The organism is Azospirillum griseum (genome assembly GCF_003966125.1).
GTDB lineage: Bacteria > Pseudomonadota > Alphaproteobacteria > Azospirillales > Azospirillaceae > Azospirillum > Azospirillum griseum.
The window spans coordinates 73782-90933 of sequence record NZ_RXMA01000008.1; the positions used below are offsets into that span (position 1 = coordinate 73782).

The 17152-nt window shown below is 63.6% G+C and carries 16 protein-coding genes; all 16 read left to right on the forward strand.

The features are described from left to right. The first annotated feature begins 1 nt into the window (after position 1). The 16 genes from nuoG (at position 2) to proS (ending at position 17087) form a co-directional block, all read left to right on the forward strand. Positions 2–2065 (forward strand): NADH-quinone oxidoreductase subunit NuoG, encoded by a 2064-nt coding sequence (gene nuoG / locus EJ903_RS10695; protein ID WP_126614957.1) that lies wholly within the window; start codon positions 2–4, stop codon positions 2063–2065. Further along, complete coding sequence (gene nuoH / locus EJ903_RS10700; RefSeq protein WP_126614959.1) at positions 2058–3068, forward strand: NADH-quinone oxidoreductase subunit NuoH; 1011 nt, start codon at positions 2058–2060, stop codon at positions 3066–3068. The genes nuoG and nuoH overlap by 8 nt, the downstream gene beginning before the upstream one ends. Positions 3069–3158: 90 nt before the next feature. Further along, positions 3159–3647: an NADH-quinone oxidoreductase subunit NuoI gene (gene nuoI, locus EJ903_RS10705; RefSeq protein WP_126614961.1), complete on the forward strand. Its 489-nt coding sequence runs from the start codon at positions 3159–3161 to the stop codon at positions 3645–3647. A gap of 18 nt (positions 3648–3665) precedes the next feature. After that, the gene (locus tag EJ903_RS10710) at positions 3666–4280 is read left to right on the forward strand and encodes an NADH-quinone oxidoreductase subunit J (protein ID WP_126614963.1); all 615 of its coding nucleotides are present in this window, start codon (positions 3666–3668) and stop codon (positions 4278–4280) included. 2 nt (positions 4281–4282) lie between these two features. Next, positions 4283–4591, forward strand: coding sequence for an NADH-quinone oxidoreductase subunit NuoK (nuoK, locus tag EJ903_RS10715; RefSeq protein WP_126614964.1), 309 nt, complete (start codon positions 4283–4285; stop codon positions 4589–4591). A gap of 9 nt (positions 4592–4600) precedes the next feature. Further along, positions 4601–6691, forward strand: coding sequence for an NADH-quinone oxidoreductase subunit L (gene nuoL, locus EJ903_RS10720; protein WP_126614966.1), 2091 nt, complete (start codon positions 4601–4603; stop codon positions 6689–6691). Between the two features lie 23 nt (positions 6692–6714). Continuing rightward, complete coding sequence (locus EJ903_RS10725) at positions 6715–8241, forward strand: NADH-quinone oxidoreductase subunit M (RefSeq protein WP_126614968.1); 1527 nt, start codon at positions 6715–6717, stop codon at positions 8239–8241. Between the two features lie 13 nt (positions 8242–8254). Further along, complete coding sequence (nuoN, locus tag EJ903_RS10730; protein WP_126614970.1) at positions 8255–9703, forward strand: NADH-quinone oxidoreductase subunit NuoN; 1449 nt, start codon at positions 8255–8257, stop codon at positions 9701–9703. 10 nt (positions 9704–9713) lie between these two features. After that, positions 9714–10511, forward strand: a complete 798-nt coding sequence (locus tag EJ903_RS10735) for a biotin--[acetyl-CoA-carboxylase] ligase (protein WP_377007728.1) — start codon at positions 9714–9716, stop codon at positions 10509–10511. Positions 10512–10525: 14 nt separating this feature from the next. After that, the gene (locus EJ903_RS10740) at positions 10526–11299 is read left to right on the forward strand and encodes a type III pantothenate kinase (protein WP_126614972.1); all 774 of its coding nucleotides are present in this window, start codon (positions 10526–10528) and stop codon (positions 11297–11299) included. A 56-nt stretch (positions 11300–11355) separates the two neighbouring features. Next, entirely contained in the window at positions 11356–13011 is a 1656-nt protein-coding gene (locus tag EJ903_RS10745) for a ribonuclease J (protein ID WP_246015439.1), read from the forward strand. A gap of 65 nt (positions 13012–13076) precedes the next feature. Next, the gene (gene mce, locus EJ903_RS10750) at positions 13077–13481 is read left to right on the forward strand and encodes a methylmalonyl-CoA epimerase (protein WP_126614976.1); all 405 of its coding nucleotides are present in this window, start codon (positions 13077–13079) and stop codon (positions 13479–13481) included. 28 nt (positions 13482–13509) lie between these two features. Next, on the forward strand, positions 13510–13761 hold the full coding sequence (locus tag EJ903_RS10755) for a DUF1467 family protein (RefSeq protein ID WP_126614978.1): 252 nt from the start codon (positions 13510–13512) through the stop codon (positions 13759–13761). Between the two features lie 706 nt (positions 13762–14467). Further along, the gene (locus EJ903_RS10760; RefSeq protein WP_246015441.1) at positions 14468–15178 is read left to right on the forward strand and encodes a hypothetical protein; all 711 of its coding nucleotides are present in this window, start codon (positions 14468–14470) and stop codon (positions 15176–15178) included. Between the two features lie 68 nt (positions 15179–15246). Continuing rightward, positions 15247–15630: a hypothetical protein gene (locus EJ903_RS10765; RefSeq protein WP_246015443.1), complete on the forward strand. Its 384-nt coding sequence runs from the start codon at positions 15247–15249 to the stop codon at positions 15628–15630. A 143-nt stretch (positions 15631–15773) separates the two neighbouring features. Beyond that, complete coding sequence (gene proS / locus EJ903_RS10770) at positions 15774–17087, forward strand: proline--tRNA ligase (protein WP_126614984.1); 1314 nt, start codon at positions 15774–15776, stop codon at positions 17085–17087. The last annotated feature ends 65 nt before the right edge of the window (positions 17088–17152 follow it).

Genomic DNA, 17152 nt, shown 5'->3' on the forward strand with positions numbered 1-17152 from the left:
CATGCCGAAACTTACCATCGACGGGATCGAGATCGAGGTCGAGGCGGGCACCTCGATCCTCCAGGCTTGCGAGCAGCTGGGGATCGAGATTCCGCGCTTCTGCTACCACGAACGCCTGAGCGTGCCGGCCAACTGCCGCATGTGTCTGGTGGAGATGGAGCGCGCGCCCAAGCCGGTGGCCTCCTGCGCCATGCCCTGTGGCGACGGGATGGTCGTGAAGACCAACAGCGAAACCGTCCTGAAGGCCCGCAAGGGCGTGATGGAGTTCCTGCTGATCAACCACCCGCTGGACTGCCCGATCTGCGACCAGGGCGGCGAGTGCGATCTGCAGGACCAGGCCATGGCCTATGGCTTTGACCGGGGCCGCTATCTGGAAAACAAGCGCGCCGTCAAAGACAAGTACATGGGTCCGGTCATCAAGACCATCATGACCCGTTGCATCCATTGCACCCGCTGCGTCCGCTTCATCAACGAGGTGGCCGGCGTTCCCGATGTGGGCGCCGTGTACCGTGGTGAGCATATGGAGATCACCACCTTCGTTGAAAAGGCCATCGGGTCGGAATTGTCGGGCAATCTCGCCGACGTCTGCCCGGTCGGCGCGCTGACCCACAAGCCCTACGCCTTCACGGCCCGGCCGTGGGAGCTGCGCAAGACCGAGACGATCGACGTGCTCGACGCCGTCGGCTCCAACATCCGCGTCGACACGCGCGGTGCGGAAGTGATGCGCGTTCTGCCGCGCGTCAACGACGACATCAACGAAGAGTGGCTGAGCGACAAGAGCCGCTACGCCTATGACGGGCTGAAGCGCCAACGCCTGGATCGCCCCTACGTCCGCAAGGACGGCAAGCTGGTGGCGGTGAGCTGGGCCGATGCCTTCGCCGCCATCGCCGCCAAGGTCAAGGGTGTGGCGGGCAACCGCATCGCCGCGATCTCCGGCGATCTGGCCGATGTCGAGGCCCAATTCGCCCTGAAGGAGCTGATGGGCCGTCTGGGATCGACCAATCTGGATTGCCGCCAGGATGGCGCGCGCTTCGACACCTCGGTGCGCGCGGGCTACCTGTTCAATTCCGGCATCGCCGGGATCGAAAAGGCCGATGTGATCCTGCTGGTCGGCACCAACCCGCGCTGGGAAGGCACGCTGGTCAACGCCCGCATCCGCAAGCGCTATCTGGCTGGCAACGTCAAGATCGCCCTGATCGGCGAGCAGAAGGATCTGACCTACCCCTACGCCCACATTGGGACGGGGCCGGAGACGCTCCAGCAGCTCACCGACGGCTCGCACCCCTTCTCCGAGACGCTGCGCAACGCCAAGAACCCGCTGATGATCGTCGGCATGGGCGCCTTCCAGCGCGCCGACGGTCTGGCCGTCCAGGCCGCCGCCCGCATCACCGGCGAAGTCTATGGCATGTTCCGCGACGATTGGAGCGGCTTCAACGTGCTGCACACCGCCGCCGGGCGCGTGGGCGGCATCGAGGCCGGCTTCCTGCCGGGCGAGGGTGGCCGCGATCTGCACGGCATTCTCGACGGCGCGTCGAAGGGTGAGATCGATGTCGTCTACCTGCTGGGGGCCGACGAGATCGACACCGCCAAGCTGGGCAAGGCGTTCGTGATCTACCAGGGCCACCATGGCGACGCCGGTGCGCACCGCGCCGACGTCATCCTGCCGGGTGCCGCCTACACCGAAAAGAACGCGGTCTACGTCAACACCGAAGGCCGCCCGCAGCTGGCCCGTCTGGCGGCGTTCCCGCCGGGTGAGGCCCGCGAGGATTGGAAGATCCTCCGCGCGCTGTCGGAAGCGCTGGGGGCCACCCTGCCGTTCGACACGCAAAGCCAGCTTCGTCAGCGTCTGCTGGCCGCCAACCCGATCTTCGCGGCGGTGGGCCAGACGACCCCGGCAACCTGGGCACCGTTCGGCGTTCAGGGCGCGGTTGACGCGGCTCCCTTCGTGTCGCCGATCACCAACTTCTACATGACCGACCCGATCAGCCGGGCGTCGGTGACGATGGCCAACTGCACGGAAGCGCTTGTCGGCCCTGCTCAGGAGAGGACTGGCACCCATGGCTGAGTTCTTCAACGGCTTCCTGCTGCCGCTCATCATCATCGTTCTGAAGATCCTGGCGATCACCGTGCCGTTGCTGGTCGCGGTGGCCTTCATGACCTACGCCGAACGCAAGATCATGGGCGCGATGCAGCTCCGCCAAGGGCCGTCGCTGGTCGGTCCGTTCGGCCTGTTGCAGCCTTTCGCCGACGGTCTGAAGCTGTTCGCCAAGGAACAGATCCTGCCGGAAGGGGCCAACCGCGTGGTGTTCTACATCGCGCCGATGATCACCTTCTTCCTGGCGCTGGTCGCCTGGGCGGTCATCCCGTTCGATTACGGAGTGGTGCTGTCGAACATCAACGTCGGCGTGCTGTACCTGTTCGCCATCTCCTCGTTGGGCGTGTACGGCATCGTCATGGCGGGCTGGGCGTCCAACTCGCGCTACGCCTTCCTTGGCGCGCTGCGCTCGGCGGCGCAGATGGTGTCCTACGAAGTGTCGATGGGCCTCATCATCATCACCGTGCTGCTGTGCGTCGGGTCGCTGAACCTGACGGACATCGTGCGCGCGCAGGAGACGATCTGGTTCGCGATCCCGTTGTTCCCGATGTTCATCATGTTCTTCATCTCGGCCCTGGCCGAGACGAACCGCTCGCCCTTCGACTTGCCGGAAGGTGAGTCCGAGCTGGTCGCTGGTTTCATGGTGGAATACAGCTCGGCCCCCTTCGCGCTCTTCTTCCTGGGCGAATACGCCAACATGATCCTGATGAGCGCGATGACCAGCATCCTGTTCCTGGGTGGGTGGCTGTCGCCGTTGCCGTTCGCGCCCTTCACCTGGATCCCGGGTGTGGTCTGGTTTGCGTTGAAGATCAGCGCCTGTCTGTTCACGTTCGTGTGGGTTCGCGCCACCATGCCGCGTTACCGCTACGACCAGTTGATGCGGTTGGGTTGGAAGGTGTTCCTGCCGTTCTCGCTGTTCTGGGTCGTGCTGACCGCCGGTGTGCTGGTGACGTTCGGCTGGCTGCCCAAGTGAGCCGCGTGCGTTTCGCAACCCATTACTGAATTTCGTTGAAATGCCGACGCGCCCATGCGGCCCGTCGGCAAGGAAGGAGACGAAGAGGCCATGGCGTTCCTCGACCGCGCGGCGCGCAGCCTGTTCCTGACCGAGTTGGTGAGCGGCCTAGCGCTGACCTTCAGCTATATGTTCAAGCCCAAGGTCACGCTGAACTACCCGTATGAGAAGGGGCCGATCAGCTCCCGGTTCCGTGGCGAGCACGTGTTGCGCCGCTACGCGAACGGCGAGGAGCGGTGCATCGCCTGCAAGCTCTGCGAGGCGGTGTGCCCGGCGCTGGCCATCACCATCGAGGCCGAACCGCGCAACGACGGCAGCCGCCGCACGACGCGCTACGACATCGACATGACCAAGTGCATCTATTGCGGCCTGTGCCAAGAGGCCTGCCCGGTGGACGCGGTGGTCATGGGGCCGAACTTCGAGTTCTCCACCGAAAATCGTGAAGAGCTTTTCTACAACAAGCAGAAGCTGCTGGCGAACGGCGACCGCTGGGAGGCGGAGATTGCCCAGAACCTCGCGGCCGAGGCTCCATACCGGTAAGCGGAAGCGAGACATTCGATGATACTGCAAGGCATCGCTTTTTACGTGTTCGCCGCGCTGCTGGTGGCCTCCGGTGTGATGGTCATCTCGGCGCGCAACCCGGTTCACTCTGTTCTTTATCTCATCCTCGCCTTTTTTCAGGCGGCGGGTCTGTGCCTGCTGATGGGTGCCGAATTCGTCGCGATGATCCTGGTCATCGTGTATGTCGGCGCGGTCGCGGTGCTGTTCCTGTTCGTGGTGATGATGCTGGACATCAATTTCCGCGAGCTGCGCCAGGGCGCGCTTGAGGTTCTGCCGCTGGGTGGCCTGATCGGGCTGATCCTGCTGTCCGAACTGGCCGCCGTCGCCGGGGGCTGGATCGTGGCTCCGGGGGTTGAGAAGCTCGCCGCCGCGCCGACCCCGGCGATCACGACGGTGACGAACACCCACGCGCTCGGTCAGTTGATGTACACCCAGTATGTCTATCTGTTCCAAGCCTGCGGCATCGTGCTGCTGATCGCCATGATCGGGGCCATCGTGCTGACCCTGCGCCACCGCGTCGGTGTGCGGAAGCAGGATGTCGGCGCGCAGATCGCCCGTCACCGCGACAGCGTGGTTGCCATCCGCAAGGTTTCGTCCGGGGAGGGCGTGTAATCATGGAGATCGGTCTCGGGCATTATCTGACGGTCTCGGCCATCGTCTTCACTCTGGGTGTCCTTGGGATCTTCCTCAACCGGAAGAACGTCATCGTCATCCTGATGTCGATCGAAATGATGCTGCTGGCGGTGAACCTGAATCTGGTCGCCTTCTCCACGCATCTGCACGATCTGGTCGGTCAGATCTTCACGATGATCATTCTGACCGTCGCCGCCGCCGAGGCGGCGATCGGTCTGGCCATCCTGGTGGTCTACTTCCGCAACCGTGGCTCGATCCGAGTCGAAGACATCAACATGATGAAGGGTTGAGGCGGCGCTATGGAAGTCCTCGTCGTATTCCTCCCGCTTCTGGCGTTCCTCATCGCCGGATCGATCGCGCTGTTCGGTGGGCCGAAGGCCGCACCGGCGGCGGCGGGTCACGGGCACGGTCATGACCACGGTCACGACCATCACCACCACGCGCATGGTCACGACGATCATGCCCATCATGACGACGCGCACGATGATGGTCACGACGACCATCACGCCGTGGCCGGTCCGCCCACCGTGGGCGATCGGGCGGCGCAGTTCGTCACGACGGGTGCGGTCCTGCTGTCGGCGCTTCTGTCCTGGCTGCTGTTCTTCGACGTCGCCGTTGGCGGGCATCCGCGCACCATCGAGCTGGCGACCTGGATCCGCAGCGGCGGGCTGGATGTGTCGTGGGCGCTGCGCGTCGACCAGCTCACCGCCGTGATGCTGGTGGTGGTCAACAGCGTGTCGGCCTGCGTGCATCTGTACTCCATCGGCTACATGGCCGAGGATCCGCAGAAGCCGCGCTTCATGGGCTACCTGTCGCTCTTCACCTTCGCCATGCTGATGCTGGTGACGGCCGACAACCTCGTCCAGCTGTTCTTCGGTTGGGAAGGGGTGGGTCTGGCCTCCTACCTGCTCATCAACTTCTGGTACGAGAAGCCCTCGGCCAACGCCGCCGCGATGAAGGCCTTCCTGGTCAACCGCGTGGGTGACTTTGGCTTCGCGCTCGGCATCTTCGCGATCTTCGTGCTGACCGGCTCGGTCCAGTTCGACGCGATCTTCGCCAAGGCGTCGACGCTGACCGGTGCCTCGCTGCACTTCCTGAGCTGGGATTTCAACGGCCTGACCATCGCCTGCCTGCTGCTGTTCATGGGTGCCATGGGCAAGTCGGCGCAGCTTGGTCTGCACACCTGGCTGCCGGACGCGATGGAAGGCCCGACCCCGGTGTCGGCGCTCATCCACGCCGCCACCATGGTGACGGCCGGTGTGTTCATGCTCTGCCGCCTGTCGCCGGTCTTCGAATACGCTCCGGCGGCGCTCGAAGTGGTGGCGGTGGTCGGTGGCCTGACCGCCTTCGTCGCGGCGACCATCGGTTTCACCCAGTTCGACATCAAGCGCGTCATCGCCTATTCAACGATGAGCCAGCTCGGCTACATGTTCTTCGCGGCGGGCGTTTCGGCCTATGGCGCGGCCATGTTCCACCTGTTCACGCACGCCTTCTTCAAGGCGCTGCTGTTCTTGGGGGCCGGTTCGGTCATCCACGCGCTGCATCACGAGCAGGACATGCGCAAGATGGGCGGCGTGTGGCGCAAGATCCCCTTCACCTACGCGGTGATGTGGATCGGCAACCTCGCGCTCGCCGGTCTGCCCTTCTTCGCGGGTTTCTACTCCAAGGACATGATCCTGGAGGCGGCCTACGCCTCGGGCAGCCCGGTTGGCCGTTTCGCCTTCGCGCTCGGCATCGCGGCGGCTCTGCTGACCGCCTTCTACTCCTGGCGTCTGCTGTTCATGACCTTCCATGGCAAGCCGCGCATGGAGAAGTCGGTCTACGACCACGCCCATGAGTCGCCGATCGTCATGCTGATCCCGCTGGCGGTTCTGGCCCTGGGCGCGCTGTTCGCCGGTGTCGGTTTCCACCAGTGGTTCATCGGTCACGACCGCATGGAGTTCTGGGGCAAGGCCATCCTGGCGTTGCACGAGCATGACAGCATCGAAGCGGCCCACCATCACCTGCCCGGTTGGGTGGGGCTGGCCCCGCTGGTGGTTGGTCTGATCGGCATCGCGGCCGCCTACATCGCCTACATCCAGATCCCGAGCCTGCCCGCGACTTTCGCGCGGTTGTTCAAGGGGCTGCACCAGTTCCTGTTCAACAAGTGGTACTTTGACGAGCTGTACGACGCGCTCTTCACCCGTCCGGCCAAGGCCCTGGGCCATGGCCTGTGGAAGTCGGGCGACGGTGCGCTGATCGACGGCGTCGGTCCCGATGGTGTGGCCGCCGCCACCCGCGACATCGCGGGCCGCGTCAGCCGGGTGCAGTCGGGGTATGTTTATCATTACGCGTTTGCCATGGTGATCGGCGTCGTTCTGCTGGTCGCCTGGCTCTCGATGTTCGGTTGAGCGGTTGAGGGGGAACTACAAAAATGGCTAGCTGGCCGCTCCTGTCGTTCACGACCTTCCTGCCGCTCGTCGGTGTGGCGTTGATCCTGCTGTTCTGCAGGGGCACGTCGCCGGATGTGGTGCGGAACGTCCGCTTCATCGCGCTGTGGACGACTCTCGTCACCTTCGTGCTGACGCTGTTCATTTGGATCAACTTCGATCCGCGCAACCCCGGCTACCAGATGGTCGAAAAGGCCGCCTGGATTCCGGATTTCGGCATCACCTATCACATGGGCGTGGACGGCATTTCGGTGCTGTTCGTCGTCCTCTCCGGCTTCCTGATGCCGCTGTGCATCCTGGCGAGCTGGGAAGCGGTTCAGCTCCGCGTCAAGGAGTACATGATCGCCTTCCTCGCGCTGGAAACCCTGATGATCGGGATGTTCTGCGCGCTGGATTTCGTTCTGTTCTACATGTTCTTCGAAGGCGTCCTGATCCCGATGTTCCTCATCATCGGGATTTGGGGCGGTGGTCGCCGCGTCTACGCCGCCTTCAAGTTCTTCCTCTACACGCTGCTTGGCTCCGTGCTGATGCTTCTGGCGATCCTGGCCATGTATTACGTGGCGGGAACCACCGACGTGCCGACGATCACCGCCACCCAGTTCCCGCGCAACATGCAGCTCTGGCTGTGGCTGGCCTTCTTCGCCTCCTTCGCGGTGAAGGTGCCGATGTGGCCGGTCCACACCTGGTTGCCCGACGCCCACGTCGAGGCGCCGACCGCCGGTTCGGTCATCCTGGCCGGTGTGTTGCTGAAGATGGGCGGTTACGGTTTCCTGCGCTTCAACATTCCGATCCTGCCGGAAGCCACCGAGTATTTCGCGCCGCTGATCTACACCCTGTCGGTCATCGCCGTGATCTACACCTCGCTGGTCGCCCTGGCGCAGGAGGACATGAAGAAGCTGATCGCCTACTCGTCGGTCGCGCACATGGGCTTTGTCACCATCGGCATGTTCGCGCTGAACCAGCAGGGCATCGAAGGCTCGGTCTTCCAGATGCTGTCGCACGGCGTCGTGTCGGGCGCGCTCTTCCTCTGCGTCGGTGTGGTTTATGACCGCCTGCACACCCGCGAGATCGCCCGTTACGGCGGTCTGGTGAAGAACATGCCGAAATACGCGGTGGTGTTCCTGTTCATGACCATGGCGTCGGTCGGTCTGCCGGGGACCGCCGGGTTCGTCGGCGAATTCCTGGTGCTGCTGGGTGTGTTCCGTGACAACACCTGGGTCGCCGCGCTGGCCGCGACGGGCATGGTGCTGGGTGCGGCCTACGCGCTGTGGCTCTACCGCCGCGTTGTTTACGGCAAGCTGGTGAAGCCGGACGTCAAGGCGATGTTCGACCTGACCCCCCGCGAAGTGGCGATCTTCGTTCCGCTGATCGTCGTGGTTCTGTGGATGGGCGTCTACCCGAGCAGCTTCCTCAACGTCACCTCGGCGTCGGTCGAGCATCTGATCCAGACCTACCAGACCAAGCTGGCCGCGTCGCACGCCGCGTCCGGGCTGTCGGTCGCCGCGCGCTAAGGGGTTCTTCGACATGACCGCAGTGTTTCCCGACATCTGGCCGGCCCTGCCGGAGATCTTCCTCGCTGGTGCGGGGATGGCTCTGCTGTTGATCGGCGTGTTCCGTGGGGACGGCTTCACCCGTCCCGTGTCCTACTTCGCCGTCGTCGCCATGCTGCTCGCCGCCATTCTGGCGATGGGCTATGGCACGGGGCGGGTTGTCACCTTCAACGGGATGTTCGTGATGGACGCCTTCGGCGTCTTCATGAAGGTCCTGGTTCTGGTCGCGGCGGCGCTGTCCGTCATCCTCTCGCTCGGCTTCAACGAGCGGGAGCAGATGGCCCGCTTCGAGTATCCGATCCTCATGCTGTTCGCCACGCTCGGCATGCTGATGATGATTTCGGCCAACGATCTCATCTCGCTCTATGTCGGCCTGGAGACGCAGAGCCTGGCGCTGTACGTCATCGCGGCCTTCCGCCGCGACAGCGCCAAGTCGTCGGAAGCCGGTCTGAAGTATTTCGTTCTGGGCGCGCTGTCGTCGGGCATGCTGCTCTACGGCGCGTCGCTGGTGTATGGCTTCGCCGGGACCACGTCCTTCGACAAGATCGCGGCGCTGTTCGCCGGTGGTGCGCATGTCTCGCCCGGTCTGGTGATCGGCCTCGTCTTCGTGCTGGCCGGTCTGGCCTTCAAGGTGTCGGCGGCTCCGTTCCACATGTGGACGCCGGACGTCTATGAAGGCGCGCCGACCCCGGTGACGGCCTTCTTCGCCGCCGCGCCGAAGGTGGCCGCGATTGCGCTGCTGACCCGCGTGCTGGTCGAGCCGTTCGGCCATCTGTCGGCCCAATGGCATCAGGTGTTGGTTGCCGCTTCGGTGCTCTCCATGGTCATCGGCTCCTTTGCCGCGATCATGCAGACCAGCATCAAGCGCATGATGGCCTACAGCTCGATCGGTCACGTCGGCTATGCGCTGGTCGGTCTGGCGGCGGGCACGCAGGACGGTGTGCGCGGCGTTCTGATCTACATGGCGCTCTACATCGCCATGAACATCGGTGCCTTCGCCGTTCTGCTGTCGATGAAGGCCAAGGGCGTGATGCTGGAGGAGATCAAGGATTTCGCCGGTCTGTCGAAGACCAACCCGCTGCTGGCGGCCACCATGGCGATCTTCATGTTCTCCATGGCGGGCATCCCGCCGATGGCCGGTTTCTTCGGCAAGCTCTATGTCTTCCTCGCCGCCATCGCGGTGCAGGATTACGCCCTGGCGGTGATCGGCGTGCTGACCAGCGTGGTGGGCGCGTTCTATTACCTGCGCATCGTCAAGATCATGTATTTCGACGAGCCGACCGTTGTGGTCGACAAGATCGACGACGATGGCATGACTGGCATCCTGGTTGTCACCAGCCTGTTCACCTTGCTGTTCTTCGTGGCCCCGGCCCCGATCATGAACGGCGCGGCGGCGGCGGCGGCGGCTCTGTTCGCCGGATGATGCAGCCCGCATGATGGGTGGTGCTCACGAAGGGGAGGTGGCCCGCTTGCGGCTGCCTCCCGGCTTTCGCATCAAGGCCTTCGACTCGGTTGGCAGCACCAACGACGAGGCGAAGGCTTTGGCGCGTTCAGGGGCGGGCGAGGGGACGATGGTCTGGGCGCGCCGCCAGGACAGCGGGCGTGGCCGCCGGGGGCGGGCCTGGACCTCGCCGGAAGGCAACCTGTACAGTTCGCTTGTGTTGCGGCCCCAGCGTGCCCCGGCGGAAGCCGCGCTGGTGTCCTTTGTCGCGGCCTTGGCGATTGCGGAGACGGCGGAAACGGTGTTGCCCGATCCATCGGGCGTGCGCTGCAAATGGCCGAACGATGTGCTGATCCATGGGCGCAAGCTGTCCGGTATCCTGTTGGAGTCTGAACAGGGCACCGATGGCGCGGTGGATTGGTTGGTTCTGGGGGTGGGCATCAATCTGCGCCATTTCCCGGAAACCACCGACTACGCGGCAACCTCGCTGCTGGCCGAAGGCGCGCCCGCGATGACGCCGTTGGCCCTGCTGGAGATATACGCCGACCGTCTGGCTCAGTGGTACCATCGGTGGTTGGATTGCGGTTTCGCCCCCGTGCGCGCGGCGTGGCTGGAGCGCGCGCGTGGCTTGGGCGGCCCAATCCTGGTGCGGCTGGCCGATCGCACAATCTCCGGTGTGTTTGTGGATCTGGACAGCGACGGCGTTCTGTTGCTTGATCCCGATGACGGCGGTCCGCGCCAGCGCATCACCGCCGGTGATGTGTTCTTTACGCAACCGCCCGCAGTCTGAGACGGATGTAGACCATGCTGCTCGCCATCGACGCCGGAAACACGAATGTGGTGTTCGCCATCTATGACGGCGACCGCCAGCGCGGCATTTGGCGCACCGCGACCGACCCCAAGCGCACGTCCGACGAGTATATGGTCTGGCTCACCCATTTGATGGCGTTGAAGAATCTGAAGCCGGTGGATATCCACGGGGCCGTGATCGCCAGCGTCGTGCCGGGGGCCACCTTCAACCTCAAGCGTTTGTGCAAGGATCATTTCGGCTGCGAACCGGTGATCGTCGGCCAGCCGGGCGTCGATCTGGGGACCCGCGCTCTGGTGGACCGGCCGGAGGAGGTCGGGGCCGATCGGCTGGTCAACACCGTTGCGGCGGCGGCGACCTACAAGACGCCCCTGATCGTGATTGATTTTGGCACGGCCACCACCTTCGATGTGGTGGACGCCGATGGCAATTACCGGGGCGGGGTGATTGCGCCCGGTCTGAACTTGTCGCTGGAAGCCTTGCAGATGGCGGCGTCGAAGCTGCCGCGCGTGGAAATCCAGCCCCCCGCCGAAGTCATCGGCAAGAACACGGTCGCCTGCATGCAATCCGGCATCTTCTGGGGCTATGTCGGCCTCATCGAAGGGCTGGTATCGCGCATCCGGGCTGAGTATGGCGAACCGATGACGGTGGTGGGCACCGGTGGGTTGGCCGTGCTGTTCGCCAAGGCGACCAACGTCATTGAACACACCGACAGCGAACTGACGCTGCGCGGTCTTCTCCTGATCCACAAGCGCAACACGAGCAAATGACCCAATCCTCCCAAGCCGACGCCGCCGCATCGTCTCATCCGGCGGATCCTTTCGCGATGGAGGATGACGCCCTCTATTTCCTGGCGCTTGGCGGCTCCGGGGAAATCGGGATGAACCTCAACCTGTATGGCCATCGTGGCAAATGGTTGATGGTCGATCTCGGCATCTCCTTTGCCGACGACACCATGCCGGGTCTGGACGTCATCATGCCCGATCCCAGCTTCATCGTGGAACGCCGCGACGATCTGGTTGGGCTGGTGGTGACGCACGCGCACGAGGATCACCTCGGTGCCATCCAATATCTGTGGCCGGAGTTGCGCTGTCCGGTCTATTGCACGCCCTTCACCGCGTCGGTGCTGCGGGCCAAGCTGCACGAGCGCGGCCTGTCGGGGGTGGTGCCGATCCATGAGGTTCCGCTGGGCGGCTCGCTGGAGGCCGGACCGTTCTCCGTCGAATACGTCACGATGACCCATTCGATCCCGGAACCGAACGCGCTCGCCATCCGCACGGCGGCGGGGACGGTGGTGCACACCGGGGATTGGAAGCTGGATCCCAACCCGCTGATTGGCGCGGTGGCCGATGAGAAGCGGTTGCGCGAAATCGGCGACGAGGGGGTGCTCGCCCTGGTGGGCGACAGCACCAACGCGCTGGTTCCCGGCTGGACCGGGTCGGAAGCGACCGTGCGCAGCAGCCTGACCGATCTCTTGGGTCGCTACCCCAACGTCCGCATCGCGGTGAGCTGCTTTGCCACCAACGTCGCGCGCTTGCAAAGCATCGCCACGGCGGCGGCGGCGCACGACCGCCATGTCGCGTTGGTCGGGCGGTCGCTGTGGCGCATCAACGACGCCGCGCGGGCGAACGGTTATCTGGCGGATGTGCCGAAATTTCTGTCGGAGCACGACGCGGGCTATCTGCCGCGCGAAAAGCTGGTGCTGATCTGCACTGGCAGCCAGGGTGAACCGCGTTCGGCCTTGGCACGGATCGCTGGCAACGATCACCCGCAAATCACCCTGTCGCGCGGCGATGTGGTGGTGTTTTCCTCCCGCGAGATCCCCGGCAACGAACGGGCGATCGGGCGGATGCAGAATCAGTTGATCGCCCAGGGGATCGAGCTGGTGACGGCGGATGAGGAAACGATCCATGTGTCCGGCCATCCGGCGCGGGATGAGTTGGTGCGGATGTTCCAGTGGGTCCGCCCACGCATCGCCGTGCCGGTTCATGGCGAGCAGCGCCACCAGCAGGCGCACGCTGCCTTGGCCCAGGAGTGCCAGATTCCCGAACAGATCGTGCCGAGCAACGGCGAGATCATCCGTCTGGCGGCGGATGCACCGCCGGAGGTCGTGGCCCATGTCCGGTCCGGGCGGATGGCGCTGGATGGCAAGCGGCTGATTTCCTTGGACAATGGCCTGATGCGGACGCGCAACCGCATGGTCAACAATGGGGCGTCGGTCGTCACGCTGGTGATGACCGCACGCGGCGAGCTGGTGACGGCCCCGCAGGTGTCGGTCATGGGGCTGATCGACGAGGTGGCGGACCGCGACATGCTGCTTGATGTGGTGGACGCGGTGCGCGAGGCGGTCGGTGCCTTGTCCAAAACCGCGCGCGTGGACGACGCGCAAGTGAAGGAGGCGGCGCGGATCGCCGTCCGGCGCTGCTTCAATGCGTCTCATGGCAAGAAGCCGGTCACGGATGTCCATTTGATCCGTGTATAAGGACGACTGGATAAGGGCGGTGGAGCAACCACCGCCCACCCGCCAGGAGAGCCAGAGAGGACAGCATGATTGGACGTTTGAACCACGTGGCCATTGTCGTTCCTGATCTGAGCGCGGCGACGGCCCTGTACCGCGACACACTGGGGGCGACGGTGTCCGCTCCGGTTGATCTGGCGGCCCACGGCGTGACGGTGGTGTTTGTGACCTTGCCGAACACCAAGATCGAACTGCTTCACCCCTTTGGCGACGCTTCCCCCATCGCGCCGTTTCTGGACAAGAATCCGGCGGGCGGCATGCACCATATTTGCTACGAGGTGGATGACATTCTGGCCGCGCGGGATCGGTTGAAGGCGCAGGGTGCCCGCGTGCTGGGCGATGGCGAGCCAAAGATCGGCGCGCACGACAAGCCGGTTCTGTTCCTGCATCCCAAGGATTTTTGTGGCACTCTGGTTGAATTGGAGCAGGCCTGAGGCTTGATCGCACGGAAAGGGCGGCGCGATGGACGGATGGGTGTCCGGGATTTTCGTCTACATCGTCGTGTGGTGGGTGGCGCTCTTCGCGGTGTTGCCGTGGGGTGTGCGAGCGCCGGACCATCCTGAGCCGGGCATGGCGTCCAGCGCCCCGGTGGAGCCGCGCATGGGGCGAAAGGTGATCGCGACATCGATCCTCGCGCTGGTCATCTGGCTGGTGATCTTCGCCATCGACCGGTCGGGGCTGATTTCGTTCCGGGACATGATCAAGGACATGTGACGCTGGTCGCGTGTTTCGGAGTCACGCCGCGCCGGGCGCGGATCGACAAAGGCCGTGGATTCTCCCACGGCCTTTGTCGTTCAGGAGCCGTGTGGTGATGTGATCAAAATTCAGGCTCTTCTGGTCTGTTTTTCCATCAATCGCACAAAACCAAGGCAAAATTGCAAGAAAATTAGGCGTAGGCACTGATTGCCTATTTTTTCGACTTGTCAGGCATTCCCGACCGGCGCAGAGTTTGACTCGTGATTGGAGGGGATAGCGATGTTTCCTCTTGTCCGACGCCTGGTGGCGATTCCTCCCTAAACTTTTGTGGCCGCGCCGCACCCGCTGCGCGGCCTTTTTCTGTGCTGGTGGAGAGGTGCCGGTCTCGACGGAATCTTTCCGTTTGCGTTGCAGAAAGCGTTAACGGTTTACTTGGTAATGTTGCTTCGATAGCCACATCAATCAGGTGCGCTCGGCGTGGTCGTGTGCCCAGAAACCACGCGGTGAAGCGGAAGGTCAATCGGTCGGGGCGCGGATGGCGGGGAATGAAAACGAACGCTTCGAACAGTTTTCGGCGGTTCTGGCCACCGAACTGTTGGAGCGAACCAAGAAAAGCATGGAGCTGCTCGCGCCCGAGCAACAGCCGTGCTCCAAATTGCCGTTCGTGCAAACGCCATCTTTTGTTGAATTTTATGGGGATCTTGTCCGGGTTGGAATTCTTCCGGTGGTGCTCAGCCGCCGTCCGGTCCGCGCGATTGTGGGCGATGTGGATTGGAAACGCGAAGGGCGCGAGTATCTGCTGACCGTTTTGGATGACCGTTCCAACGCCATTTTCACCGCATGGGATTTCGCGTGGGATTCGCTGTGGGACGAGCGCAAGGTCAGCACAGACACCAGCAACGCGGGTCAAAAAGAGAAAAAGGGCTTTTTCAGCTCCCTGTTCGGTCGGAAATCCGCACCAAAACCCGAACAACGTCCGGCGGGCGAGGAGGGGGCGGGCGATGTGATGGCGGGTCTGCACACCATGCTGACCGAATTGGCGGAGCGTCGTGGTTTCCTACCGCTGTTTCATGAGGATGTCCGCATCCTCAAAGGCATGCCACGCGTCAAACCGGGGCGGTTGGTGCAGGCCTGGAAGGAAATCACCCAATACCATCACCAGGAATTTTATCTGTCTGAGAAGGAACAGGCCAAGCCCGGCGTCACCTCCGAATGCTTGCAGAAATGGCATTACAACCTGCCGGACAAGATCGGGGAGTTTCTGGTGCTCAAGGCGGCGGTCGATCTGGAGCATGTCAACAAGCCCTTCATTGGCAAATACATCCGCCAGTCCGCCCGCACCCAGGAAGAGGCGGAAAAGGGCATGCCCTATCTCACCGTCTATTGGAAAAGCATGTCGAATCCGGTGGTGGTGCAGCAGACGCACACTCTGTAACCTGCGATCACACGTGCCGGTGATCAGACGAGCGGAGAGCGGGGATGATGCGGTCAGGGTTTTGGCTGATGATTGCGGCGCTGGTTGGCTTGAACGCGGCGGCGCAGGCCCAAACGGGAAAGCCGGTTGTTGACCCGACGCTTTGCCGCGCTCTGGCCCGCCATCAACCCGCGCCCGACGTGGCGTACAAGCCAGGGGTCGATGTGAAGGGGCGACCGGTTGCCCCTGCTGATTTGCCGGGGTCGGCCGGAACGATGGCAACACCCCCCATCGACATCCCCCTCACGATTGATCTGGCCCGGCGCATGGGGGTGAGGTTGCCGGGTGGTGGCTTGCCCACCGACACGGTGATCGGTCGGATGACGCTGGACGGCGGTCGTCTGCTGCTGAACGGCCAACCGCTGGGAGGCACGTCCGAGGCCGAATTGATCGCGCTGTGCCGGGGGCGCTGATCCATACGATGCCCGATCCGTTCCGCGCGATTAAGGGCGCGGTGGACAAGCGGGGGCGTCCTACCTAAAGTCCGATCCCGACCCGCGTTGCGGACCCGATGGCCCGCGCGACTCCGACACCTTTTGCACACGAGATCCGAGCCATGCGGCTGTCCAGCTTCTTCCTGCCGACCCTCAAGGAGACCCCGACGGAGGCGCAAATCGTCTCGCACCGCCTGATGCTGCGGGCCGGGATGATCCGCCAGACCAGCGCTGGGATTTACGCCTGGCTGCCGCTGGGCCACCGGGTGCTGAAGAAGATCGAACAGATCGTCCGCGAGGAGCAGAACGCGGCGGGCGCGCAGGAATTGCTGATGCCGACCATCCAGTCGGCCGATCTGTGGCGCGAAAGCGGCCGCTACGACGATTATGGCAAGGAGATGCTGCGCATCACCGACCGTCATGAGCGCGAGATGCTGTTCGGCCCGACGAACGAGGAGATGATCACCGACATCTTCCGCAGCTTCGTCAAGAGCTACCGTCAGTTGCCGCTGAACCTCTACCACATCCAGTGGAAGTTCCGTGACGAGATCCGCCCGCGTTTCGGCGTGATGCGCGGTCGTGAGTTCCTGATGAAGGACGCCTATTCCTTCGACATCGACGCCGACAGCGCCCGCCGGTCCTATCAGAAGATGTTCCTGGCCTATCTGCGCACCTACGCGCGTTTGGGCCTGAAGGCGATCCCGATGCGCGCCGACACCGGCCCCATCGGCGGCGACCTGAGCCACGAATTCATCATCCTGGCGGAAACCGGTGAAAGCGGCGTCTTCTGCCACAAGGATTGGATGGAACTGGACGTTCTGAAGGACGCGCCGAACGTCGAGGACGATCTGCAACCCTTCTTCGATCAGGTGACGGCCATCTACGCCGCGACCGACGAGAAGCACGACGCCGCGACCTGCCCGGTGGCCGAATCCGATCTGGTGTCGGCGCGCGGCATCGAGGTGGGGCACATCTTCAACTTCGGCACCAAATACTCCAAGCCGATGAACGCGGTGGTCGCCGGTCCGAACGGCGAATCGATCCCGGTCGAAATGGGGTCCTACGGCATCGGCGTCTCGCGCCTGATGGGCGCGATCATCGAGGCCAGCCACGACGACAACGGCATCATCTGGCCGGATTCGGTGGCCCCCTTCAACGTCGGCCTCATCAATCTGAAGGTTGGCGACGCCGAAACCGACCGTGTCTGTCTCGATCTCTACGGCAAGCTCCAGGCCGCCGGTCTGGACGTCGCTTATGACGACCGCGACGAGCGTCCGGGGGCGAAGTTCGCCGACATGGATCTGATCGGTCTGCCCTGGCAGTTGGTGGTCGGGCCGCGCGGCCTGAAATCCGGCGTGGTCGAACTGAAGCGCCGCGCCACCGGCGAAAAGGAAGAGCTGTCGGTTGAAGCCGCTTTGGCCAAGCTGACCGCCTGACGCCTACCCTTATCACGGGATGTGGAGATCAAGCGCCGGGGCAACCCGGCGCTTTTTTTCTGAGT

Coding starts and splice junctions, on each gene's coding strand:
- nuoG (WP_126614957.1), top strand. CDS start 2: ATGCCGAAACTTACCATCGACGGGATCGAGATCGAGGTCGAGGCGGGC.
- nuoH (WP_126614959.1), top strand. CDS start 2,058: ATGGCTGAGTTCTTCAACGGCTTCCTGCTGCCGCTCATCATCATCGTT.
- nuoI (WP_126614961.1), top strand. CDS start 3,159: ATGGCGTTCCTCGACCGCGCGGCGCGCAGCCTGTTCCTGACCGAGTTG.
- EJ903_RS10710 (WP_126614963.1), top strand. CDS start 3,666: ATGATACTGCAAGGCATCGCTTTTTACGTGTTCGCCGCGCTGCTGGTG.
- nuoK (WP_126614964.1), top strand. CDS start 4,283: ATGGAGATCGGTCTCGGGCATTATCTGACGGTCTCGGCCATCGTCTTC.
- nuoL (WP_126614966.1), top strand. CDS start 4,601: ATGGAAGTCCTCGTCGTATTCCTCCCGCTTCTGGCGTTCCTCATCGCC.
- EJ903_RS10725 (WP_126614968.1), top strand. CDS start 6,715: ATGGCTAGCTGGCCGCTCCTGTCGTTCACGACCTTCCTGCCGCTCGTC.
- nuoN (WP_126614970.1), top strand. CDS start 8,255: ATGACCGCAGTGTTTCCCGACATCTGGCCGGCCCTGCCGGAGATCTTC.
- EJ903_RS10735 (WP_377007728.1), top strand. CDS start 9,714: ATGATGGGTGGTGCTCACGAAGGGGAGGTGGCCCGCTTGCGGCTGCCT.
- EJ903_RS10740 (WP_126614972.1), top strand. CDS start 10,526: ATGCTGCTCGCCATCGACGCCGGAAACACGAATGTGGTGTTCGCCATC.
- EJ903_RS10745 (WP_246015439.1), top strand. CDS start 11,356: ATGGAGGATGACGCCCTCTATTTCCTGGCGCTTGGCGGCTCCGGGGAA.
- mce (WP_126614976.1), top strand. CDS start 13,077: ATGATTGGACGTTTGAACCACGTGGCCATTGTCGTTCCTGATCTGAGC.
- EJ903_RS10755 (WP_126614978.1), top strand. CDS start 13,510: ATGGACGGATGGGTGTCCGGGATTTTCGTCTACATCGTCGTGTGGTGG.
- EJ903_RS10765 (WP_246015443.1), top strand. CDS start 15,247: ATGATTGCGGCGCTGGTTGGCTTGAACGCGGCGGCGCAGGCCCAAACG.
- proS (WP_126614984.1), top strand. CDS start 15,774: ATGCGGCTGTCCAGCTTCTTCCTGCCGACCCTCAAGGAGACCCCGACG.